The following is a 25882-nucleotide window of genomic DNA, read 5'->3' as shown; positions in this document are numbered from 1 at the left end:
AAAAAACTTTCAAATTTTTTGTAACGTTTTGACGATTGCATTACTTACGAGTCGTAATCAAAATCGGAAACCATAAAGAGTTTCAATCATCAACTTAGATCAATCGACAAAATGAAAAATGTATTCAAATCAGTAGTATTATTATTTATACTTATTTTTAGCGGAACAGCAAACGCACAGACAAAATCTCCAAAACTTGAAAACTCTCTTTTATGGGAAGTCTCAGGAAACGGATTGTCAAAACCAACTTATTTGTACGGAACGATTCATATGATTTGTTCAGGAGATTATTCCCTTTCGGATAAAACAAAAAAAGCATTTGATGCATCTGAGAAATTGGTTTTGGAAATTAATTTTAATGATCCAAAAGAAATGGCAGAAATGCAGCAATTGGCGATGGGAAAAGAGCCATTAAGCAAAAGATTGAGTCCGGAACAATTGTCGAAATTAGATGCGATATTGAAAAAATCAGCCGGAATGACTATTCAGCAAGTAGATGCTTTTAGTTTAGTGACGGTGATGAGTTTGATATCGATGAAGACTTTTGGCTGTAATGATTTGAAATTCTATGAAATGGATTTTATCGAAAAAACTAAGGCTAAAAATATGGAAATTGCCGGATTAGAAACGGTGAAATCTCAATTTAAATCGCTGAATGATGCTTATTCAGATTCAGAAATGATCGCAATGCTTGAAGAATCAGATACAGAATTAACCAAAGAAATGGTAGTAGCTTATAAACAGGAAAATTTAGAAGAATTATATAAAGTTACAACTACTGAAAATGTAATGAATGATAAAGCAAAAAAATATATGCTTTATGAAAGAAATTTAAATTGGGTAAAAGCTTTACCAGAAATGATGAAAAAAGAAAGTTTATTTGTGGCGGTTGGATCTGCGCATTTGGCGGGTGATTTAGGATTAATTAATTTATTGAAAAAAGCAGGATATACAGTAAAACCAATAATGAAATAGTATTGTTTTGAAAGAAAAAGAGCAAGAATTTTTAAATCGGATCGAAAAGCACAAAGGAATCTTGTATAAAGTTTCTAAGATGTATATGGATAATCATGATGATCAACAAGATTTGTTTCAGGAAATTGTTTGTCAACTTTGGAAATCGTATGACTCTTTTAGAAATGAAAGTCAGTTTTCGACCTGGATGTATCGCGTTGCAGTAAATACCGCAATTGTTTTTCTTAGAAAAGAAAAACGAAAGGTGGATAAATACGAAATCGCTTCAGAAAACATTAAGGAAGACGAAGGTGACTCGCATATAAAAGAAAGTCAGATTGATCACTTTTATAAAGCCGTTCAAAAACTGGAAAAAATAGATAAAGCGATCATTTTTTATCAACTCGAAGGTTTCTCACATAAAGAAATAGGAGATAATCTTGGGATTTCTGAAGGAAATGCCAGAGTGAAATTAAACAGAGCAAAAGAAAAACTAAAAGAAATTATTAAAAATCAAGGATATGGATTTTAACGATATACAAAACGCATGGAATAATGAAGAAACTAATAATGTTATTCTTCCAGACAATTTAGAGAAAATACAAGAAGCGAATACGCCATTAGATAAGATTAGAAAAAATCTTAAAAAGGAATTTATTTATCAGGTTTTGTCAATCATCTTCATCGGGTTTATTCCAACTTTTTATGATTTTCCTCCAAAAATGACAACTCTGTATTACTTGCTTTTCAGTCTTTTTGTGGCGGTTTGCATTTATTATTTGGCAAAATTTTATTTCTTTTATAAGAGATTGAGTTCAATAACCTTAAAAACAAAAGACAATTTATACGAAACGTACTTTGATATAAGATTGAATATGGAGCTTTACAAAACCTTTGGATTTGCTTTGACGCCTTTTTTAATCCTTTATTTAATAGGCTTTCTGTATTTAAAATTTTCGGAAGCTCCGGGTTTTCTGTCAAATGATTTTACAAACTATCAATTAGGAGCCTTATTTTCGATTGTAGTTTTTACGATGCTTTTTATGGGAATTTCTCTAGAATGGTGGGTACATAAGTTTTATGGAAAGTTTGCCAAAGAAATCAAGAAAGTTATAGACGAATTAAAAGAAGAATAGAAAAAACAGAACCCATCGTAATGATGGGTTTATTGTTTATTGGTATTTTTGCATCATGGCTCACGGATATGAAGGATCGAACCGATTTACACCGATTATCTTGTTGAGTTTTTGCAAATAGAAAAAAACAAATCCGCAGTAAACCCGTTCAATCAGTTTTATCTGCGGTCCATATCATTATGAAAATATTCGTAACAGGAATTTCAACGGATGTTGGTAAAACCATAGCTTCCTCAATTATTGTTGAGTCTTTAGAAGCTGATTATTGGAAACCCATCCAGGCAGGAGATTTAGACAATTCAGATAGTCACAAAATCAAATCTAAAATCTCCAATCTCAAATCTAAAATTTTCGAAAACTCCTATAAGTTAAATACGCCTGCAAGTCCGCATTTGGCTGCAGAAATTGATGGAATCACAATTGATTTAAAGGAAATAAAAGAACCGGAAACGGAGAATCATTTAGTAATCGAAGGCGCGGGAGGAATTTTTGTTCCGCTAAATGAAACGGATACAATTGTAGATTTAATTAAACCCGATTATAAAGTAATTGTTGTTTCGAGACATTATTTAGGAAGTATTAATCATACTTTATTAACGATTGAAGCGATTCGGAATCGTGGTTTTGAAGTTGCAGGGATTATCTTTAGCGGAAGCGAAAACAAATCTACAGAAAGTTTGATTCTGAATAAAACAGGTATAAAATCCATTGGAAGAATTGACGAAGAACCCTATTTTGATCAAAATGTAATTCGCGAATATGCGGAATTATTTCGAGACAACTTACTTAATTTATAGAGAAAAGAATACAGAATAAAGAAAATAGACTTTCTTATCTTTGTTAAAACTGGAGTGTTTAGTCTCTTTTCTATTCTCTAATATCCATATTCTAAACAACATGACATTAACAGAAAAAGACAGCCAATACCTTTGGCATCCTTATACACAACACAAAACGTCGCAAACTCCAATCGCAATTTCCAGAGGTGAAGGTGCATTGCTTTGGGACGAAAACAATAAAGAATATATTGACGCAATAGCTTCTTGGTGGGTAAATCCGTTTGGGCATAGTAATAAAATTATTGCAGATGCGATTTATAAACAATTAACGACTTTAGAGCACGTTTTGTTTGGCGGTTTTACACATGAACCGGCAATAAATGTGGCTGAAAAACTTATCGAAATCTTGCCGAAAAATCAGCAAAAGATATTCTTTTCGGATAATGGTTCAACTGCAGTTGAAGTAGCGATTAAAGTAGCTTTGCAATATTTCTTTAACAAAGGCGAAAAACGAACTACAATTATTGCTTTCGAAAATGCTTTTCATGGAGATACTTTTGCGGCAATGGCAGCAAGCGGAATTTCATTTTATACACAAGCTTTTCAAGGAATGTTTATTGATGTGGTTAGAATTCCGGTACCGATCAAAGGGCAGGAGCAAGAGAGTTTTGACGCTTTAAGAAATGTGATTCAAAATCATAATTGCGCCGGATTTATTTTTGAACCTTTGGTACAAGGTGCAGCGGGAATGGTAATGTACGAACCGGAAGCCTTGGCAAAATTAATTCAGATTTGTAGCCAAAACAAAGTCTTAACTATTGCCGATGAAGTGATGACAGGTTTTGGTAAAACAGGAAAAACCTTCGCAATGGATTATGTTTCGGAAGTTCCGGATATGATTTGCTTGTCTAAAGCGTTAACCGGAGGAACTATCCCGATGGCAATTACGACATTTACGCAAGAGGTTTTTGATGCTTTTTATGATGATGATATTAATAAAGCATTATTTCACGGACATACTTTTACAGCAAATCCTACTGGTTGTGCGGCAGCGCTGGCAAGTATCGATTTGTTGCAAACAGAGGAAATGCAAGCCAATATTCAAAGAATCAACGCAAGTCATTTGAACTTTCAGAAGAAAATTGAAAAGCATTCAAAAGTAATTACCGCCAGAACTCTTGGAGTTATTTTTGCAGTTGAAATTAAATCAGATTCAGATGAAAGTTATTATGGATCGATGCGAACAAAACTCTATAATTTCTTTATTGAAAATGGTATTGTTTTGAGGCCGGTTGGAAATATTGTTTACATCTTGCCTCCATATATAATGACAGACGAACAACTTCAAAAAGTATATAAAACTATTGAAGAGGCAATAGAAATGGTGTGATTTTTTTTAACCATATAAGTAATATAAGTCCAGTTAAGCAAGTTTGTTTTTGCTATTTATTACATGAACTTATATTACTTATATGGTTTAATAATGCGAACTTTGCGATTAAATAAATTAAAGTGAATACACAAAAAATATCCATAACAGCTTTTTCGTCTATTTCTCCTTTGGGAAATAATGCTGAGGAAGTTTGGGGAAAATATCTCGACAATAAACATTGTTTTTCTAAACAGTTTTTAGATCAACAAGACACATCGGTTGCGGCGCTTGATGCTGAGTCGAAACAAATTGTTGCTGAAATTAGAGAATCAGATCCTAAATATAAATTCTTAGATGATTCTGTTTTGTTTGCTTTGGCAGCTTCTCGTAAAGCAGTCGAACAGGCAGGATGGAAATCAAATGATGTTTTTGGAATCAACATCGGTTCTTCGCGTGGAGCTACAGATTTATTCGAGAAACATTATAAAGAATATATCGATACCGGAAAAGCACAGACTTTGGCATCGCCAACAACAACATTAGGAAATATTTCGTCATGGATTGCCCACGATTTACAAAGTGTTGGTCCTGAAATTTCTCATTCTATTACTTGTTCAACGGCACTTCACGCTTTATTAAATGGATTTGCATGGTTGAAATCCGGAATGGCCGATAAATTTTTGGTTGGTGGAAGTGAAGCTCCTTTAACAGATTTTACGATTGCGCAAATGCGTGCTTTAAAAATATATTCACGTATTAATCAAACAGAAGAAGACTGGCCGAATCTGGCTTTTGATTTTGAGAAAACTCAAAATACTATGATTCTGGGTGAAGGCGCTGCAGTTTGTTGTCTGGAAGCTGGTGAAAAAGAGAATGCAATCGCTTACGTAACCGGTGTGGGATATGCGACAGAGATTTTGGAACATAATATTTCGATTTCTGCGGAAGCAGATTGTTTTCAGAAATCAATGAAAATGGCTTTGAAGGATGAAAATTTAGAAGATATTGATGTGATTGTAATGCATGCTCCGGGAACAATAAAAGGTGATTTAACGGAATTGCGTGCTATCGAAAAAGTCTTCGGATCTCAATTGCCTTTATTGACTACTAATAAATGGAAGATTGGACACACTTTTGGCGCTTCGGGAATATTGAGTTTAGAACTTGCTCTTTTAATGATGCAAAACGACACTTTTATTGGAGTTCCATTTGGAGAAAAACAAAACCAATCCGGAAAACCAATTAAGAAAGTACTAATAAATGCTGTTGGATTTGGAGGAAATGCAGTTAGTATCTTAATCGAAAAACGATAATCTATAATCTATAATTTAAGAGATATACAATAATATCATTTAGATGAATAAAAAAATCCATTCTGCGCAAAACAGAATGGATTTTTTATTTTAGAAGATGCTTAATGTTATTTGGTTAAGTTACTATTGAAATATTATTTTTTCGGTTAATGTAAAGTCATTTTCTAAAGTAACTTTTACCAATAAAACCTGAATGCTCGATTGAAGGTTTTGTATTTGTAATTCAGCCGAATCAACTTTCTTTTTATTGTAAAGAAGTTTTCCTGTAATATCATAAATAGCAACTTCTTTGATGTTTTCTTGAGTAGAAGTTACTTTGATTGTTTTCTCTTTTACAGAAACCAAAACATCATTTTCAGTGTTTTCAAAATCTCCTGTTCCAAGAGTTTTTTTGGTATAAGCAATTGTAAAACGGTCTGTAAAAGTTCCTATTGCAGTTGTAAAAGTATAGTTGCCTGCTTTTAGGTCTGTAACTTTTCCAGTTGTTTTATCTTCCAGATATACTGCCTGATTGTTAAAAAATCCGTCAGCATGATCGATTGAAATAATAAAATCGCCAGCAACTGTAGTCTTATATCCTAACGGAACGCGATCTGTATCTGCAAATGGTAAAGCGCGACCCTGAATAATCAATTTATCTGCTTGATTAATACTGTAGAAATCTATAAAAGTATTCCCATTATTTGTAGCAGCATCATAATTAACATCCCAGTCATTTGTTGCGCCTTCGATATACCCAACCAAAACTTGTTTGAAAGCTCCTTGATTACTGGTAAGATTTAACCATACACGATTTTTCTCGAGCTCATTTGCTTTTGTGGTTTTATAAAACTCATTATTGCTTCCGCTTATACGCATATCATTTGTGAACTTAACAATTCCAGGTGCTGAAGCCAACATAAAGAAAGATTGACAGGCAGCTATTTTACCTGATGGTGGAGGTGTTGGGCCTGTTCCTGTTGAGCCAGATAAATTGAAGACAGCATAATCGTTACTGGTGTAATCATAAGAACCGCCAGCTGAAGGCGTGCTACTTGGCGGAGAATTGTGTGTCCAAAAGTATAATGATCCAACATCTACAGATGGTGAAGCATCATGGTTAATTTTAATAAATTTTTCTGCATCTATTGCTGATGGATACGGGTTGCCTATTAAACTCCATTTTGCGCCATATATTGGAACTGTATAATTTCCATTGTTAGGGGTTCCAGTAAAAACTGCCGGATAAACTGCTGGAGCAGTAATCGAAAAAGTTTGCGGAGCTCTTACTGCATAACCTACAGCAGGTTCCATATCTTTCAATCCGTTTAAATGGATGTTCCATGATGATCCTGTCGAATTATAACTCTGATACTTGTCTAATAAAGTGCCCGGAGATAAGTCCTTAAGTTTATAGGGCTGAGCAGCATTTGTTATTGGTGTTGACCAATAAGTAAAATCATATCGGCGAATTGGTTCTGTATTACGTTGATAGATAATATTGCCGGTATTAGTATTGGTTACTCCATTAGTTTGCAATAAACTTGAATTGTTCTGAAATGTTAGAGATCCTCCAGAGACAACATTAAGCGCATTTTTAATGTTTAAAGTACGTCCTGCAGGGACAATTATGTTAACTCCTGAGTTAATGGTGCAGGAACAAGCTTCTATATCTGCTGTTATTGTAAAAGGTCCAGCAAATATGGCACTTTTGGTTGCATTTGGATCACCAGTAGACCATGTGGTTCCATCCCAGGTTGTAGAAGATTGATTTGTAATGGTAACTTCAGCACTTGATGGCGACATGAAACAGGAGTTGTAAACTTTATAAGTATATTTTCCAGCCGGAATTCCTGTCAGTATAATTGATGTTCCTGAGCTCGTAGTTTTAACTGCTCCCGGACTTCTTTCAACAGTCCATGTTCCACTAGCTAGTAAATCAGTTAATGTAATAGTTCCCAAAGTGGTACAGGTTGTATTTGTAAAACTAGAGATCGTTGGCGGTGTTAACAAAAATGTCGTTGCAGGTGTATTATTAAATTCAACGGTGTTTAATGAAGGATCGACTCCGGTAACTTTTCCGGTATTTATAATTTTACCTGCAGTAACATCTGCTGCTGTAATAGTGTAAACTCCTGTTAGAGTTGTTTTTGTACCAACGGCCAATGATGCAATTGGATTTCCTGATATTGCTATTCCGGTTAAGGCATCGGTAACTTTAATGTCAGTGACAGGAACTTCTCCAGTATTGGTTACCTCAAAGGTGTAGTTTATTTTGTCTCCAGCTTTTCCGCAAGATGTTAATGTGCCTTTTGTGACCAAAGTTAACTCTGCGATTTTTAGTGAATTGGTATTAAAAGCTATAAAAGCACAATCGGAACTTCCGGAAAAAGTAACCACAAAACGATCGACACTTGCAGCATTTGCTGCTGTAATACCAAATTCGCTGGTTTCAATTGCCAACATTCGAATGTCTCTGGTTGCAGCGGGCGTAAAAGCCCTGGCAGCATTATCAGCTCGGAATAAATCCAGGCTATAAGTACCAATAGCTGACATTGAACCAAAATTTGTAGATAAGGCATGACCGACAACATTATTGTCTTTGTCTACAAATTTGAAAGTATCTGCGTTACCTCCCGGTTCTGCAACCTGAGTTACAATTAAATCGGGAATTTTGTCGTCAAGACCGTTTAGATTAAGATTATTTGTTCCCACTTTAAATTCAGCTGAACCTGCTTTTATATTGGCAATACCCGTTCCAAGAGTTAAACCGTTAACTCCATCTGTAAGTCGGGAAGCAAGTTCGGCGCCTGTTGCAGTCGTTCCTGCGAGTGGGGGAATTAATTTTGTAATTGCATCATCTCCGTCTATTTTTGAACCTTGTAAAAAATACATAGACGCCGGGTCTAAACCCAGGGTTTGAATTTTTAGCGCTCTAAATTTTTGAGAACTATACGTAATAGACTTTCCATTTAGAATATTATCATTTACTCCTGTAGAATATGTCTTGTTATTCCATTCAAAAGCCAGTAAATTGTTTTCGGTATCAGGTCTGTTTCCAGCAGCGGTTAAAGCATTTGATTTCCAATAGCCGTTCCAGTCTGTGTATATTGTTGTTATTTTGGTTTGACTAGACATCTTAAAAGAAATCAACAGAAAAAACAATACGATTTTTGGTATAAAAAAGGTATGATTAGGCAATAATGTTTTATGGGGCATGGCGGGCTTGGTTTTTTGTAGAGTTGGTTATAGATTTAGAGCTGTCGTTATAGTAGGTTTTTAAACGATCGATATTTTTTTAAATGTTTATAATTCAGTTTTAGACTTTGTATTACACATAAAAATCCGGCAGCTTTCACTGTCGGATTTTACATATAATAATTGTAGGTTTAATTAAATATGATTTTCTTTGTTACAACATAGTCATTGTCTAATGTTATTTTTACCAATAAAACCTGATTGGCTGATTGAAGGTTTTGTACCAGTAATTCAGCTGCGTCAACTTTCTTTTTATTGTAAAGAAGCTTTCCTGATATATCATAAATAGCAGCTTCTTTAATGTTTTCTTTAGTAGAAATTACTTTGATTGTTTTCTCTTTTACAGAAACCGAAAGATCGTTTTCAGTATTTTCAAAATCTCCTGTTCCAAGAGTTTTCTTGGTATAAGCAATTGTAAAACGATCTGTAAAAGTTCCTATTGCAGTTGTAAAAGTATAATTACCAGCTTTTAGGTCTATAACTTTTCCTGTCGTTTTATCTTCCAGATATACTGCCTGATTATCGAATAATCCGTCAGCATGATCGATTGCAATTGTAAAATCACCTGCAACAGTAGTTTTATATCCTAATGGAATTCTGTCAGTATCTGTAAATGGTAAAGCACGCCCTTGAATACTCAATTTATCTGCTTGATTAATACTGTAGAAATCTATAAAAGAATTTCCAGCCATCGTAGTTGCATCATAATTAACATCCCAGTCATTTGTTGCACCTTCGATATAACCAACCAAAGCTTGTTTGAAAGCTCCTTGATTACTAGTAAGGTTTAACCAAATACGACTTTTATCGAGCTCATTTGTTTTTGTTGTTTTATAAAACTCATTGTTGCTTCCGCTTACACGCATATCATTTGTAAACTTAACAACACCAGGACCAGAAGCCTGCATAAAGAAAGACTGACAAGAAGCTATTTTTCCTGATGGTGCAGGTTCGTAAGTTCCGTCAGGTCGTTTTGCACCTGTAGAAGTTGATCCTGATAGGTTTAAAACAGCATAATCATTACTGGTGTAATCATAAGTTCCTCCTGCTGAAGGTTTATCACTTGGAGGTGTATTGTGTGTCCAAAAGTACAATGATCCAACATCTACAGATGGTGTAGCATTGTGGTTTATAGTAATAAATTTTTGTGCATCTATCGCTGATGGATAAGGATTTCCTATTAAACTATAATTTGTGGCATAAAGCTGAACTGAATAATCACCATTATTAGGAACACCCGTAAAAGTTGCAGGATAAGTCACTGGATTTGTGATTGAAAAATTCTGTGGCGCTCTAATTGCGTATCCTACACCAGGTTTCATTTCATCTGTTCCGTTTAAATTGATCTTCCATGCATTTGCTGAGGAATCATAACTCTGATATTTGTCTAATAATGTACCTGGTGACAAGTCATGCATAGTATAAGCTGGAATTTTGGTTATTGGCGCTGACCAATACGTAAAATCATAGCGTTTCACTAAATCTGTGTTTCTTAGTACCTGAAAAGAATCTGCTGCGCCTTGATAAGCATTTGTTGTGGTACTAGTTTGTAGTAATGATGCTCCATCTTCAAGCAGAAGTTTTCCACCCGTTCCAACAGTTATATTTTGGTTAACCGTCAATGTTTTGTTAGAAGGTACGGTAAGAATCACATTTGGATTAATCGTACAAGAACAAACTTCGATATCGTTACTTAAAGTTGTATTTGCAGTTATTTTAATAGAAGTTGAGTTTGGGGGAATAGTTCCCGTGCCATTATATTCAGTTGGTGTATCAATAAAAGTAAGAGCAACATTAGCATCACCGGCATCTTCTCTAAGGCGTACTTCTACTGTAGAATTTTCGTTTAGGAAATATGTGGTATTTCCATTTACCTGTACATTAGCATTACTGTAGCCATTTTGAGTAAAAATGTCAACTCCATTAATGAAAATTTTTGCCACATCATCACAATTTGGCAGCACAAGTTGATAGCGACCGCATGGAAAGCCCTTACGTTTGTAAGTAATAGTAAAATTGTCGATAGGCATTGGAGCACCTTGCCAACCAGAGTAATAAGAAGGTGATTTTGTTTTATTCCAAAAAAGTTGTGTGTCAAAGTTTAGATTTGGATCAACATACATTCCCGCAAAACTTGCAGTTTGCAAATTGATGTCTGGTAAATTGAAACCGTAAACGTTCCATTTATTAATTCCAAACGGAAGTGAGGCATTAGTTCCTATCACCGCGCCATGTGAAAAGGATACTCTTGCGATTCCTCCTTTTTCATAATATTCAAGTATAAAATTATGTGTTCCGGCATTTAACGCAACCTGAGCTACATAAGTGTTATAGCCATGATCGCTCCATGAATCTGTTGGCGAAAGAGTAACTATGTTTCCGTCAATATACAGTCGAACACCATCATCTCCTCCTATTGTAAAATTGTAAGTATCTGCTGTTGTCGTTGTTTGCATTAAATAACGCACCATAAAATTTTCGGCGGGTACCGGACCACAAAAATTATCAGCAGCAACACTTTGGTCGCCTGTTATTGTTCCGTATTGTACATCTCTTTCAAAATTTGGATTTTCATAAACCGTTCCAACATATGTAGTTGGCGCTGGTGTTCCTGTGTAAGTGTATACATATCCATTCCAACGATTAATTCCCGGCGTTGGGGTAGCAACGCATGGTGGTGCTGTAACGTTTACAGTTACTGTGGCAGATGAATAAATGCTTCCATTGTATAAAGTGTACGTAAATGTAGATGTTCCGATAAATCCGGAAGTTGGAGTAAAAGTAATATCAGTTAGTCCGTTTACAACTACAGAACCTCCTGTGGCAGGTTGTGTCGCCGTCATAGTTTGTAAAGGAATAGTTCCTTTGACGTCATTATTTAAAACTGGAATTGGAATGCTTTGATTTGATGGTGTAGTTGCTGCATCGTTGTATGCTGTTAGGGTGTCAAGACCTCTTACATACCCTTTGATTACAGGTCCAATACTGTTTCCGTTACCGTTTTGTATATGAAAAGCATTGTTGGTATTATAAACATAAAATCGAATGTACATAGTTTCATTAGGTACAAGCGTACTTGCATCTGAGGCAAAAGTTTTTGTTATTGTTGCCCAGCTATTTGTGCTTGATGTTTCTGCAACAAATGTTTTTACACCTGTAGCAAAAGAAGCATCTTTAGAGTATTGCACTTGAAATTTTTGACCATCACTTGAAATTTTTCTGTGCGTAAAGCTGAAAGTTGTCAAATCGATTTTATGATTCTGATCTGGTGAAATCTTAAAGGTTACATATTTGGGTGTAGATTGGACAAAATTTTCACCATTTACGGCAGGAGTAGGCCACTGCGAAGTTTCAAAAAATATATTACTTCCGGAATTGTTAACGGGTGTCAACTGTACGCCTCCGGATGCAGTTATTGGTCCTGAAGTTACATTACTGTTAAGTACAGGATTAAGACTTGATGAAGCACCGTTCCATAACGCAAGATTTTCTTCCTGAAAGTCATTAACGGTTAAGTAAACCGTTGCAGTAGAGGATTGTGTAGCGTTTGTAATTGTATACATAAATGAAGTGCTGCCAATATAGGATAAAGCAGGATTAAAAGTAACCGAATAATCTGGATTAACAGTAATAGTTCCTTCACTCGCGCTTGGTCTTGTTGTAAGTGTCAGGCTATTGATATTTGATGAACCCTTAACGTCGTTGCCTATTAGCGATATGTTACTTACCTGATCTTTTGTGGTTGTTACATAATCATTTATTGCCAGAAGTGAATTAGGATCAAAGTTAGTGATGTTTCCTTTTATTGTAGGACCTCCATTTGTTGCTATCGAGCCTATTTTTAATTGAAAGTTATTGTTGGTATTATAAACATAGATCCTGATATACACAGTTTGGGTAGGGAGTACAGGATTGATTTCAGGTAAAAAAGACGGATTGTATGTTGTCCATGTAGATGTGCTTATTGTTTCGGCCATCAGGTCTTTAACTCCGGTTACAAAGTTTGGATCTTTGGAATATTTAATTCTGAAATTATTTGTGTTTCCTTGAGATCTGCATTCAAAACTTAGACTGGACAAATCTAGTTTGTAGTTTGCTGCAGCTGTAATCTGCAAAGAAATATATTTGGTTGGATCATAAGTACCTCCATTTGCTGAAGGAACTGGCCAGCCTGAACTGTCATAAAATACGTTTTCATTTGAATTATTAACGTATTTAAAATCTGAAGAATTTACCGTAGCAGAAATATCCGCAGCTACTACATTTGGTTTAACTGTTGGCTTGTATAAATTGCTGTTTACAGCATTCCACTTAGCAAGATCAGTTTGTGCAATTCCAAAAAAAGGTAACAATAAAAATAAAAGTAGAGTTTTCTTCATGTTAAATGTTTTCTATCAGAATGTTATGTAGGCATAGGTTTTTTTTGCCCACGCAAAGATAGATACATCTACGTGTTGGATATCGGAACGGTTTTTAGAAGAACGATATAGTCGATGAAATGTTAAAATAATCGATGAACTACATCATAAAATTAATCAAATTGCGTTATTTCTTATAAATTAGCTTTTTTAAATATAAGAAAAATCGCAAAATACACTTTAAAAACTAGCTTCTTTTGAATATTTAATTATAAAAAAGTGATTTATGATGCAGATTGTGCAAAAAACGGAAGATTTGTGATTGATGGTTTTTCTTATAAAAATGCAATTTTAAACCTTATCGATTACGAAGTTTTTTGACTTGCAATTTTAGAATTTTAGTAAATTATTTTTTAGATCTTAAAATGGATTTAGGGCATAATTGTCAACGATAAAATTAAGCTATGAATTTTTCTCCAATTCTTTTACTTTATCATAAACCAAAAAACTTTCGAAACCGCGTCTTAACATATAATCGCAGAATTTTTTTCTCTTTTTCAGCACGTCTTTTTCACGTAAATTTTCCCAACATCTTTCTGATAATTGCTGAAAAGTTGTGTCATACTCTTCAGGAGATATTTCTTTTAAGGCTATGGTGATATTGGTTGGAGAAATTTGTCTTGCTTTTAATTCATTTGTTATTCTGATAGTTCCCCATTGTTTCATTCTGTGTTTTCCTCTGGCAAAACTGCAGGCAAAACGAGTCTCGTTCAAAAAGTTACTTTCGATTAGCTGAACTATGATTTGTTCCGATTCATCATTGGTCATTTTTAAGCTGTATAATTTCGAAACAACCTCTGCATGACAGCGCTCCTGATAGGCACAAAAGTGCTCGAGTTTAAGTAAGGCTTCTTTGGGGGTGCAGAATGATTTCATGAGTTTTTTCTTTCTTTTTAACTAATTGTTCTAAAAATAGTCATTTTGTTGTTAAAATTGTATGTCTTTTTTTGCTTTTTCTTAAAAATAATGTTTGCTAAAATGTTGTGTATGTGTGGAATTATAATATTTTTGTACGAGATTTTGATAAGTTTTAATCTGTCTAAAAAACAGGATTTTAGCTTTAATTTTTCAGATTAAAAGCCAAATTTAAAGTATTGTTTTAAAAATGCATTGCTGTTTTATTTCTTTTAACGCCAAAACTAATATTAATACCACGCCTATATGATTCGAAAACTACTTTATTTCGTTCGTTCTTTATTTTTAAATTTTTTTAGTACTTCTAAAAAAAGATCTTTTATCCCTAATTTGAAATTGCTTTGTTTGGGGATGTTTTTAATTAATTTCATTTCTTCTGCTCAAACAACAACTCAAACAATTACTGCAACTGGCTCAGGTTCCTTTGTTATTCCTTGTGGTGTTTCATCAATCACTGTTGAAACATGGGGAGGAGGAGGAGCTGGAGGTGGTTCAACTAGTAGTACTGCTCTAGGAGGAGGAGGAGGAGCTGGTGGAACATATGCTTCTTCAATCATAACTGTTTCATCAGGTCAATCTATTTCTTATAGTGTAGGGGCTGGAGCACCTGCAGCTACTGCTGTTGGGGCAAGAGGAGGAGATACATGGTTTGTTAATAATACAACTTTACTTGCTAAAGGTGGGAATGGCGGTACTGCACCAAATTATACAACTGTTGCAGGTGGTCTAGGTACAACTACAGGAAGCATAGGAAGCACTTTAGTAAAGGGAGCTGATGGTAGTAATGCAACATTAACTCAAGGTGGCGCAGGTGGAAGAGGCGGTAATAATGGAGGTGTTGGAGGTGCTGCGCGTTCAAATAGTGGGAATGGTGGAGATGGAAATTCAGGATCCCAACCTGGCGGTGGCGGTGGCGGCGCTTATGTTGGTAATGGTACGGACAGGTATGGTGGAAGTGGAGGGAATGGTCAAATAAAAATTACTTATAATACCCCACCGGTCCTGACAGTATCCAATGCAGGACCTGATCAATATAAAAATACTACATTTACATTAGGGGCTAATACTCCGGGAACGGGTAACACAGGAACATGGTCAATAGTGAGTGGTCCAAGTCTTTCAACAAGTCAGTTTGCTAGTGGCGATACTTCAAATCCAACGTCTGTATTTACACCTTCAGGAGCAGGAACATGGACATTGAACTGGACCATAACTAATGGTTGCGGAACATCAGTAGATCAGGTTGTTATTTCGAATTGTGTGACTAATTTAATTACTAATGGCGATTTTACTGGTGGAGCTACTAGTTGGACACCTGCAATTAATTCAAAAGGACCCGTTAGTGGTACTTCTTATGTTGAGGTTTTGAATGAAAAAATTTATTTTAACAATAATAATGATGATAATACAGCAGAATTAGATAGCCAGGCATCGTTAGGGCAAACTGTAGCTGTTATTCCAAATGTTCAGTATACACTAAATTTTCTTTATGCGCGAAGACCGGGATCTCCAGCTACCGTTGCGGTTGATGTTAGAGTATATGAAGGTGGCTCTATTACAGCATCAAAAAATATTACTACTAGTGATACTAATAGTACTCCGCAAATAGGTACTCTAACCTTTACGCCAACAAGTTCTTCAATAGTGCTTGAATTTTTCAACTCCTTGGGAGGAACAAGTACTCTGGGGTCTATTATCGATAATATAGTTTTAGTTCCATCTACTCAGGTAGTTCCCATTGCGATAACAAATCCTAAAGGGAGTTATAAAACATTAACTGTTTGTGTAGGAGGATCTGCAGGGTTAGATGTGGATAATATTTCTGTTTCAGGTGTAACTTATTCATGGTCAACACCATCTTCGGGAACAAGTTTGGTTGCAGGGACGACTACTAAAAATCCCTCAGTTACATTTACACAAACTGGAATGAAGGAATTTAAAGTATTAGCAACCAATTCAAGCGGTTGCGGAAATGTTTATTCCAGTACATTTGTATATGTAATTGATCTTCCGACAGTTTATAATGTTACCGGAGGAGGACCATATTGTTCTGGTGGTACCGGAGTTTTAGTAGGTCTGGATGGTTCGGATGCAGTTAGTTCGACTTCAAATATTAGCTATCAGTTGCAAAGAGACGGAGTCGATGTTGCGGGTGCTGTTGTTACGGGAACAGGGTCTGCGATTAGTTTTGGTCTTCAAACGGTAGCGGGTACATACACAGTGGTTGCTAAAAATACTTTAGTTACTACTGCTTGTTCTTCAAACATGAATGGTTCTCCAGTTATATCAATAAGTACTCCACCAACTGTAAGTATTACAGGTAGCAGCAATATTTGTGTGAATGGTACAACTAAATTATCTCCTACAAGTGGAGGTAATTGGGTAAGTAACAATCCTTTGATTGCTTCTGTAGCGAATAATGGCGATGTAGTAGGTTTAGCAACAGGAACGGCAACATTTAGTTTTACTAGTGGCACTGCACCTAATTGCTCAGCAACTACGGCGGCAGTAACAGTTTCATCATCAACTATTGTTTTTGACTCCTCAGGTTCTTATACTATTCCTGCAGGAGTTACAAATATTCAAGTGGAATGCTGGGGAGCTGGCGGTGGTGGTGGCGGAGCTTCTAATAACCCATCGGCTGGTGGTGGTGGAGCTGGAGGTAGCTACGTTAAAAACGCATCATTTACAGTTACACCTAATTCTACATATACAATTAATGTTGGTACTGGAGGTACTGTTTCTACAACTGCTACTGGAGGAACTGGTGGATCATCTTGGTTTGGTTCAGCGACAACAATTTTGGCCGTAGGTGGTAGAGGTGGAGTGGTAGGAAATAATACAACTAATAATGGAACCGGAGGTACTGCTGTTTCAACTGGAAATGTTGGTGGTACAACTACTAGTGCATATGGTGCGGCCGGAGGTTCAGCAAATTTAACTGGTGCTAGTCGTATTGCAGGTAGCGGAAGTGCAGGAGCTAACGGAGGCGCAATAGCTGCCGGTACTATTACTAATGGTAAGGGAGCAGATGGAAATGCCCCTGGTGGTGGTGGTGCAGGTGGACGCAACACAAACGGTACTAATAGTTCTGGGGGTATAGGTGGTATGGGTAGAGTTACTATAACCTTACCTACTCCAACAGCAACTGCAGGAGGTAGTACGACAATATGCCAAACAGGTACAGCATTAGTAAGTGGCGCAAATGCAACAAATGGAACTATATTATGGTCACATAACGGTACGGGTTCATTAACTAATGCAACAACTTTAACGCCAACTTATGCAGCTGCATCAGGAGATGCAGGAAATGCTGTTGTTTTAACTATGACGGTATCAAATGGACCTTGTTTAGTAGCTACGGCTATTTACACTGTGAACGTGACCGCACTTTCAACAGCTAATGCCGGAGGAGTGTTGCCTGCTATCTGCCAAGGAGGTACTTCGCAGGCAATGGGAGGATCAGTTGGTGGAGGAGCAACTAGTGGAGTATGGACAGGTGGATCAGGAAGCTGGGCAAATGTAAACAATCCATCGACTGCTACTTATACAGCCAGCGCATCAGAATCTGGCAGTATCACATTAACATTGACAACTAATGCGGGATCATGCGGTGCAGTGACAGTTACAAAAACAATAACAGTAAATAAACTTTCAACAGCTAATGCCGGAGGAGTATTGCCTGCTATCTGCCAAGGAGGTACTTCACAAGCAATGGGAGGATCAGTTGGTGGAGGAGCTACTAGCGGAGTATGGACAGGTGGATCAGGAAGTTGGGCAAATGCAAACAATCCATCGACTGCTACTTATACAGCCAGCGCATCAGAATCTGGTAGTATCACATTAACATTGACAACTAATGCGGGATCATGTGGAGCAGTGACAGTTACAAAAACAATAACAGTAAATCAACTTTCAACAGCTAATGCCGGAGGAGTATTGCCTGCTATCTGCCAAGGAGGTACTTCACAAGCAATGGGAGGATCAGTTGGTGGAGGAGCTACTAGTGGAGTATGGACAGGTGGATCAGGAAGTTGGGCAAATGCAAACAATCCATCGACTGCTACTTATACAGCCAGCGCATCAGAATCTGGCAGTATCACATTAACATTGACAACTAATGCGGGATCATGTGGAGCAGTGACAGTTACAAAAACAATAACAGTAAATCAACTTTCAACAGCTAATGCCGGAGGAGTGTTGCCTGCTATCTGCCAAGGAGGTACTTCACAAGCAATGGGAGGATCAGTTGGTGGAGGAGCTACTAGCGGAGTATGGACAGGTGGATCAGGAAGCTGGGCAAATGCAAACAATCCATCGACTGCTACTTATACAGCCAGCGCATCAGAATCTGGCAGTATCACATTAACATTGACAACTAATGCGGGATCATGTGGAGCAGTGACAGTTACAAAAACAATAACAGTAAATCAACTTTCAACAGCTAATGCCGGAGGAGTATTGCCTGCTATCTGCCAAGGAGGTACTTCACAAGCAATGGGAGGATCAGTTGGTGGAGGAGCTACTAGCGGAGTATGGACAGGTGGATCAGGAAGCTGGGCAAATGCAAACAATCCATCGACTGCTACTTATACAGCCAGCGCATCAGAATCTGGCAGTATCACATTAACATTGACAACTAATGCGGGATCATGTGGAGCAGTGACAGTTACAAAAACAATAACAGTAAATCAACTTTCAACAGCTAATGCCGGAGGAGTATTGCCTGCTATCTGCCAAGGAGGTACTTCACAAGCAATGGGAGGATCAGTTGGTGGAGGAGCTACTAGCGGAGTATGGACAGGTGGATCAGGAAGCTGGGCAAATGCAAACAATCCATCGACTGCTACTTATACAGCCAGCGCATCAGAATCTGGCAGTATCACATTAACATTGACAACTAATGCGGGATCATGTGGAGCAGTGACAGTTACAAAAACAATAACAGTAAATCAACTTTCAACAGCTAATGCCGGAGGAGTATTGCCTGCTATCTGCCAAGGAGGTACTTCACAAGCAATGGGAGGATCAGTTGGTGGAGGAGCTACTAGCGGAGTATGGACAGGTGGATCAGGAAGCTGGGCAAATGCAAACAATCCATCGACTGCTACTTATACAGCCAGCGCATCAGAATCTGGCAGTATCACATTAACATTGACAACTAATGCGGGATCATGTGGAGCAGTGACAGTTACAAAAACAATAACAGTAAATCAACTTTCAACAGCTAATGCCGGAGGAGTATTGCCTGCTATCTGCCAAGGAGGTACTTCACAAGCAATGGGAGGATCAGTTGGTGGAGGAGCTACTAGCGGAGTATGGACAGGTGGATCAGGAAGTTGGGCAAATGCAAACAATCCATCGAATGCTACTTATACAGCCAGCGCATCAGAATCTGGCAGTATCACATTAACATTGACAACTAATGCGGGATCATGTGGAGCAGTGACAGTTACAAAAACAATAACAGTAAATCAACTTTCAACAGCTAATGCCGGAGGAGTATTGCCAGCTATCTGCCAAGGAGGTACTTCACAAGCAATGGGGGGATCAGTTGGTGGAGGAGCTACTAGCGGAGTATGGACAGGTGGATCAGGAAGCTGGGCAAATGCAAACAATCCATCAACTGCTACTTATACAGCCAGCGCATCAGAATCTGGTAGTATCACATTAACATTGACAACTAATGCGGGATCATGTGGAGCAGTGACAACAACTAAACTAATTACTGTAAATGCATTACCAGGAACTCCAAGTCCGGGAACTCCAACACAACCAACATGTGCTTCACCAGTAGGTAGTGTTTTGTTGAGTAATTTACCGTCAAGCGGAACTTGGACAATCACACAAAGCGGTTCAGCTCCAGGTTCATATAATGGTACAGGAATAACATACAATGTGCAAAATCTTGCGCCGGGTAATTATACTTTTACGGTTGTAGGTGCTGCTAATTCTTGTAGTTCTTTAGCTTCTACAAATGTGACAATAAATGTTTCTTCTTCTAAAGTATGGACAGGAAACACAAATGGAAACTGGAATAATCCTGCAAACTGGAATCCTTCAGGAATACCATTACCGTCAGATTGTGTTGTAATACCAGATGCGTCAACGGTATTAAATGTTCCAAGTATTCAAGGAACAGGAATCGTTGCAGACGCCTTTACACTTAATGTAAATGACAATGCTTCATTAACAGTAGATAGCAAAAACACTTTAAAAGTTGTAGGTAGCGTAACAGTAGCGTCTTTAGGTTCTTTAGTTTTTAAAGACGAAGCAAGTTTAGTGCAAACAACAAATGCGACAAATACCGGAAATATTACTTATTATAGAAATACAGAACCAGTTCGCCGTTATGATTTTACTTATTGGTCAACACCAATAACAAATACTGTAACTCCTTATAAACTTAAGGATTTATCTCCGGGTACTTTATTAGACAAGTATCAGAGCTATAATTCGACAACATCATTATGGGATATCCATTTAAACGGATTAAAAGATATGGAACCTGCTGTAGGTTATGCAGTAAGAGCTCCGCAAACTTTTTCAATTACTGCTCCAACAGTTTATCCGGCAGTTTTTACGGGAACGCCTAACAATGGAGATTATTCAGTTGCCATATATGGTGCAAAATGGAGTTTAATAGGTAATCCTTATCCATCAGCAATAGATGCAGAAAAATTAATTAAAATTAACCATGATGCGTCTCCATCTGTAGATATTGGATCATTATACTTTTGGACGCATAATTCTCCTCCAAGCGGTACACCTTCAGCAGGGGGATCTTATGATTACACCAGTAACGATTATGCCGTCTTTAATTTATCCGGCTCAACAGGAACAGGTCCAACACCACCGCCAACAGGCGATATAGCTGCCTGTCAGTCTTTCTTTATGTTGGCTTCTGCTCCGGGTGTTGTTAAGTTCACAAATGATATGAGAGTTGACGGAAGAAATGAGCAATTTTTCAAAACAGCAAAAACAAATGCTATCGAGAAAAATCGTGTATGGTTAAACCTTACAAGTAATCAAGGAGCTTTCAAACAAGTTTTAGTTGGTTATATCGAAGGGGCAACAAATGACTGGGATGTTAATTATGATGCTGCTACAAATAATGGAAATACTTTTATAGATTTCTACAGTATTAATCAAGCAGATAAATTGATTATTCAGGGTCGTGCTTTACCATTTGCAGATACAGATCGCGTTCCGTTAGGATATAAAACTACAGTTGCTGGCGATTTTATTATTTCAATCGATCATGCTGACGGATTTTTTAATAATCAGGCAGTTTATCTGGAAGATAAAACAACAGGAAAAGTTACAGACCTAAAAGCAGGTAACTATACTTTTACAACTGCGATAGGAACTTTTACAGACCGTTTTACAATTGCATATATCAAGAAAACACTTGGAACAGGAGATTTTGAAAATCTTGAAAATACTATCTTTGTCTCTATAAAAGATAAAACGATCAAAGTAAATTCTAGTAAAGAAACGATCAAAGAAGTTACGATTTATGATATCAATGGACAGCTTCTTTATAGCAAAAAGAAAATTGACGTTAATGAATTGCAAATACCAAATTTACAATCAAGTAATCAGGTGTTATTAGTAAAAGTTACTTTAGACAATGGCTTTACAACAACCAAAAAGATTATATTTCAATAAATGATCTAGAGATTAAAACATCTTTATGATTTTAAATTATCTAAATCCATTCCGTTTTTTCGGAATGGATTTTTTTTTGATGTAAAGATAAATTTAACCAAAAGTGGGTATTGCTGTAGTCATAAAAGAACTCTACATTTCGGGTTATTCTTACAAATAGTAATAACCTGAAAATTTAAATTTTGATTAGAAAATTATTTTGTTCCTTGATTTTAATTAGTTCGACATTTACGCCACAACTTTATGCACAGCAAGGCAAAGTCGATATAACTTTTAACACATTTGATGATGGCCTAAATGGAGATGGTTTCGACAATACAGTCAGAACTTTATCGCTGCAATTAGATGAAAAGCTAATAGTAGGAGGTGATTATTTAAGCCTTAACGGAATACCATGTACTTATTTAACCCGTTTAAAACCTGACGGAACTATTGACTTAAGTTTTAATACCGGAACTGGTTTCAATGGAAAAGTATATACAACTCACATTCAGCCTGACGGCAAAATACTAGTTGGCGGAAGTTTTACATCTTACAATGGCGTAAGTTCAGGAAGGTTAATTCGTCTAAATAAAGATGGAACAAACGACACATCCTTTAATACATCGATCGCGGCCACAACAGGAATTATCTATAATATTTGTCCGCAACCAGATGGCAAAATTATTATTGTAGGCAGTTTTACAAAATATAATAATATTACAGTAAATCGAATTGCACGTTTACTTCCAAATGGAACCTTAGATTCTACTTTTATTACAGGTTCCGGTTCATCAGTAATTATTTCAAATGCCAGAGTTTTAGCCACTGGAAAAATTCTGATTTCCGGAAATTTTTTAGAATTTAATGGCACTTCAAAGAATAAAATTGCCCGTTTAAATTATGATGGAAGCGTAGACGAAACCTTTAATATCGGAACAGGTTTTAATGATGATATCGATGCAATAGCAGTTCAGGAAGATGGTAAAATTATTCTGGGCGGAAGCTTCACAACCTACAACGGAATTATAGCAAATAGAATCATACGTCTAAACGAAGACGGTACCATAGACAATAGTTTATTATCGGGCTCGGGCATAAACGGAGGAGCGGTTCAAACAGTCAAAATAGATGCTGCGGGTCGAATAATGGTTGGAGGATCTTTCGCTGGCTTATATAATGGCAATGCAATTAATAGAGTTTTTCTTTTAAATTCTAATGGAACTCTAAATTCAGATTTTGATATAGAATCCGGACCAGGTTCAGGCTCTGTTTTAGCATTAATAAATGACTCAAATGGCTCGTGGTATATTGGAGGATCTTTTTTAACTTTTGACGGGCAAAATCAAGGCAGATTAGTAAAAGTTAACCCAGATGGAGATCATGATAGTAGTTACCTGTCTGCAGGAGTTGGTTTTGATAATTCGGTTTTAAAAATTTTGCCATTAGAAGATAATAAAACAATGATTTTTGGAAGTTTTACCAAATTTAATGGCGACCCAATTTTTAGAATCGCCCGACTTTTAGAGAACGGATTCTCTGATCTATCTTTTAATTCTAATAAATCAGGAGCAAATAATCTCATAAAATCTGCCGTATTACAATCAGACGGGAAAATTGTTTTTGGAGGAAACTTTACAAAGTATAACGATGTAATCTCCAATCGGATAACCAGAGTTTTTCCTGATGGAACAATTGATACTAATTTTAATATCGGATCCGGATTCAATAGTCAGATATATGCAATGGCAATCCAGTCAGATGGAAAAGTAATTGTTGCAGGCAATTTTACCGCCTATAATGGTTCAACCGGAGTGGGAAGAATTATTAGATTATTGTCAGATGGTTCTCGTGATAATAGCTTTAATACAGGCCTTGGTGCTGACGCTATTATTGAGGCGATTTTAATTCAGCCTGACGGAAAAATTTTGGCAGGAGGAAGATTTAATAGTTTTAATGGAAATAGTTTCGCTCGTTTAGTCCGCTTAAATTCCGACGGAAGTATTGATTCCGGTTTTAATATTGGCGAAGGTTTCGATAAAAACATCTATGTAATCGCACTACAATCTGATCAGAAAATAATCATTGGAGGTTCTTTTTTAAGCTATAACAAAGCTGCACAAAAACGAATACTTCGGCTAAACTCTAATGGTGGTTTAGATACTACATTTGATTCAGGTACAGGTTTTAGCAAAGGAGAAGTTCGCAGTATTCTTGTTCAGCCCGATGATAGAATTCTGGTAGGAGGAACTTTCTCCGGAACCTACAAAAAATTGCCTTCTCAGCGGTTTATACGGTTGTTGAAAAATGGGGATAATGATGTCTCTTTTGATGCTCCTTTGAACAATACTCTTTTTGCAATGAGTTTTACATCAGATTATAGACTATTAATAGGAGGGAATTTTAATTCTGTTTCCAAAATTACAAAACATAGAATTGCACGTCTGAAACTCTGCGTTGATTCTACAATCTGGAATGGCATTTCCTGGGATAATGGAAAGCCATCAGTTGGTAAGGAAGTGTTTTTTAGAGAAAATTTTGCTTCCTTGACAACTACAAATATTTGTAGTTGCTCTATTGACGAAGGAAAAACAGTCACATTATTAAGTGGTAATACTTTAGGAATTGAATTTTCATATATAGGTTTAGGAACGTTAGTATTAGAAGATTCAGCGAGTTTATATCAATCAGACGATGATATGATAAATACAGGAATTATTCATTTTAAAAGAAAAACAAAGCCAGTCTTAAGATATGATTTTACCTATTGGTCTTCTCCCGTGGAAAATCAAAAATTGATCGATGTTTCTCCAAATACGTTATTGGATAAATATCAATCTTATGATAGTTTGTCAGAAAGCTGGACATTCGAGAAACCTTCCAATATCATGATTGTAGGCAAAGGATATGTTATTAGAGCGCCACAGAATTTTTCAATTACAGAACGATCTGTATTTGAAGCTACTTTTAAAGGGATTCCGAATAATGGAAAAATAAAGGTTGATTTGGGAACGGAGGACAGTTATAATTTAGTTGGAAATCCCTATCCGTCGGCAATTAATGCGGATGTTTTTTTGATGAATAATGCCTTAAAAATAAAAGGAGCACTTTATTTCTGGACTCATAATACACCAATAACCAATTTTAAATATACAGCTGATGACTACGCAACTTATAATTTACTTGGAGGAGTTAGTACCGCCGCAACGACTTTGGTTTCTGCTATAACAGAGCCGAATGGTGCGATTGCAGCAGGACAATCTTTTTTTCTGCAAAGTAAAGATTTAGGATTTGCCAGTTTTACCAACGAAATGAGAATTGTGGGAAGAAACGAACGTTTTTTTAAACCTGCAAACCGAGATAAAGTTTCAAATGAAAATACAATTGAAAAACATAGATTTTGGTTGAACCTAAGAAATAATGAAGGTATATTTAAACAAATTCTACTTGGTTATATTGATGGAGCGACCAACGAACTTGATGATAAGTATGATGCTCTAAGTATGATTGGTAATCAGTATGTGGATTTCTATAGTATTATTGAAAATAAAAAATTAGTAATTCAGGGACGTGCTCTGCCTTTTACCGAAAATGATTCTATTGTATTGGGTTTTAAAGTAGGAATCGAAGGTAATTTTAATTTTAGTATTGATCACAAAGACGGGATTTTTGAGAAAACAAATTTTTTTATTGAAGATAAAGATTTGAAGACCATTCATAATTTGTCTCAATCACCCTATTTCTTTAATTCTTCAATAGGAACCTTTAGCGATCGTTTTATAGTAAAATTTACTGATAAAACATTAAGTATTGGCAATTTTGAGGTTCAGGACAATGATGTTGTAGTTTGGGAAAAAGATAAAATGATTTTTATTACTGCCAAAAATCAAAATATAAATGGAGTTGTTGTTTTTGATATTTCTGGAAAAAGAATCTATAGAAAAAATAAATTGGATACAAGTAAATTAACCATTCAGAATTTGTTTTCAGCACATCAAATTTTACTTGTAAAAGTGACATTGGAAAATGGAAATTCGATAACAAAAAAAATACCTTTTTAAGAAGATCTTTTTCAAAATTTTTACAATCCATTCTGCAAAACAGATTG

11 protein-coding genes are annotated in these 25882 nt (G+C 36.2%); 8 read left to right on the top strand and 3 right to left on the bottom strand.

The window, feature by feature from the left end:
• Positions 1-111 precede the first annotated feature (111 nt).
• The 6 genes from CLU81_RS11510 (at position 112) to CLU81_RS11485 (ending at position 5554) form a co-directional block, all read left to right on the top strand.
• Positions 112-975, top strand: coding sequence for a TraB/GumN family protein (locus CLU81_RS11510; protein ID WP_099709929.1), 864 nt, complete (start codon positions 112-114; stop codon positions 973-975).
• A gap of 7 nt (positions 976-982) precedes the next feature.
• Positions 983-1486: an RNA polymerase sigma factor gene (locus tag CLU81_RS11505; RefSeq protein WP_099709928.1), complete on the top strand. Its 504-nt coding sequence runs from the start codon at positions 983-985 to the stop codon at positions 1484-1486.
• Positions 1476-2090, top strand: a complete 615-nt coding sequence (locus CLU81_RS11500) for a hypothetical protein (protein WP_099709927.1) — start codon at positions 1476-1478, stop codon at positions 2088-2090. The genes CLU81_RS11505 and CLU81_RS11500 overlap by 11 nt, the downstream gene beginning before the upstream one ends.
• 179 nt (positions 2091-2269) lie before the next feature.
• Positions 2270-2887 carry a dethiobiotin synthase gene (bioD, locus tag CLU81_RS11495; protein ID WP_099709926.1) on the top strand — a complete coding sequence of 206 codons (618 nt, stop codon included), beginning with the start codon at positions 2270-2272 and terminating at the stop codon, positions 2885-2887.
• A 100-nt stretch (positions 2888-2987) separates the two neighbouring features.
• Positions 2988-4259, top strand: coding sequence for an adenosylmethionine--8-amino-7-oxononanoate transaminase (bioA, locus tag CLU81_RS11490; RefSeq protein WP_099709925.1), 1272 nt, complete (start codon positions 2988-2990; stop codon positions 4257-4259).
• Between the two features lie 122 nt (positions 4260-4381).
• Entirely contained in the window at positions 4382-5554 is a 1173-nt protein-coding gene (locus CLU81_RS11485) for a beta-ketoacyl synthase N-terminal-like domain-containing protein (RefSeq protein ID WP_099709924.1), read from the top strand.
• A gap of 123 nt (positions 5555-5677) precedes the next feature.
• Here the strand turns inward: CLU81_RS11485 and CLU81_RS11480 are convergent, their stop codons facing one another.
• From CLU81_RS11480 to CLU81_RS11470, 3 genes are all read right to left on the bottom strand, one after another.
• Positions 5678-8671 (bottom strand): T9SS sorting signal type C domain-containing protein, encoded by a 2994-nt coding sequence (locus CLU81_RS11480; protein WP_158235326.1) that lies wholly within the window; start codon positions 8669-8671, stop codon positions 5678-5680.
• 251 nt (positions 8672-8922) lie between these two features.
• Positions 8923-13170 (bottom strand): Ig-like domain-containing protein, encoded by a 4248-nt coding sequence (locus tag CLU81_RS11475; RefSeq protein WP_099709922.1) that lies wholly within the window; start codon positions 13168-13170, stop codon positions 8923-8925.
• A gap of 441 nt (positions 13171-13611) precedes the next feature.
• Complete coding sequence (locus CLU81_RS11470; protein WP_099709921.1) at positions 13612-14085, bottom strand: regulatory protein RecX; 474 nt, start codon at positions 14083-14085, stop codon at positions 13612-13614.
• A gap of 390 nt (positions 14086-14475) precedes the next feature.
• On the opposite strand from CLU81_RS11470, the gene CLU81_RS11465 reads away from it, so the two are divergent.
• Positions 14476-21795: a T9SS sorting signal type C domain-containing protein gene (locus tag CLU81_RS11465; RefSeq protein WP_099709920.1), complete on the top strand. Its 7320-nt coding sequence runs from the start codon at positions 14476-14478 to the stop codon at positions 21793-21795.
• A 182-nt stretch (positions 21796-21977) separates the two neighbouring features.
• Positions 21978-25835, top strand: coding sequence for a T9SS sorting signal type C domain-containing protein (locus CLU81_RS11460; RefSeq protein ID WP_233209694.1), 3858 nt, complete (start codon positions 21978-21980; stop codon positions 25833-25835).
• The last annotated feature ends 47 nt before the right edge of the window (positions 25836-25882 follow it).

This window comes from Flavobacterium sp. 9 (assembly GCF_002754195.1).
Classification (GTDB): Bacteria; Bacteroidota; Bacteroidia; order Flavobacteriales; family Flavobacteriaceae; genus Flavobacterium.
This window is presented reverse-complemented; position numbering and strand designations above follow the sequence as displayed.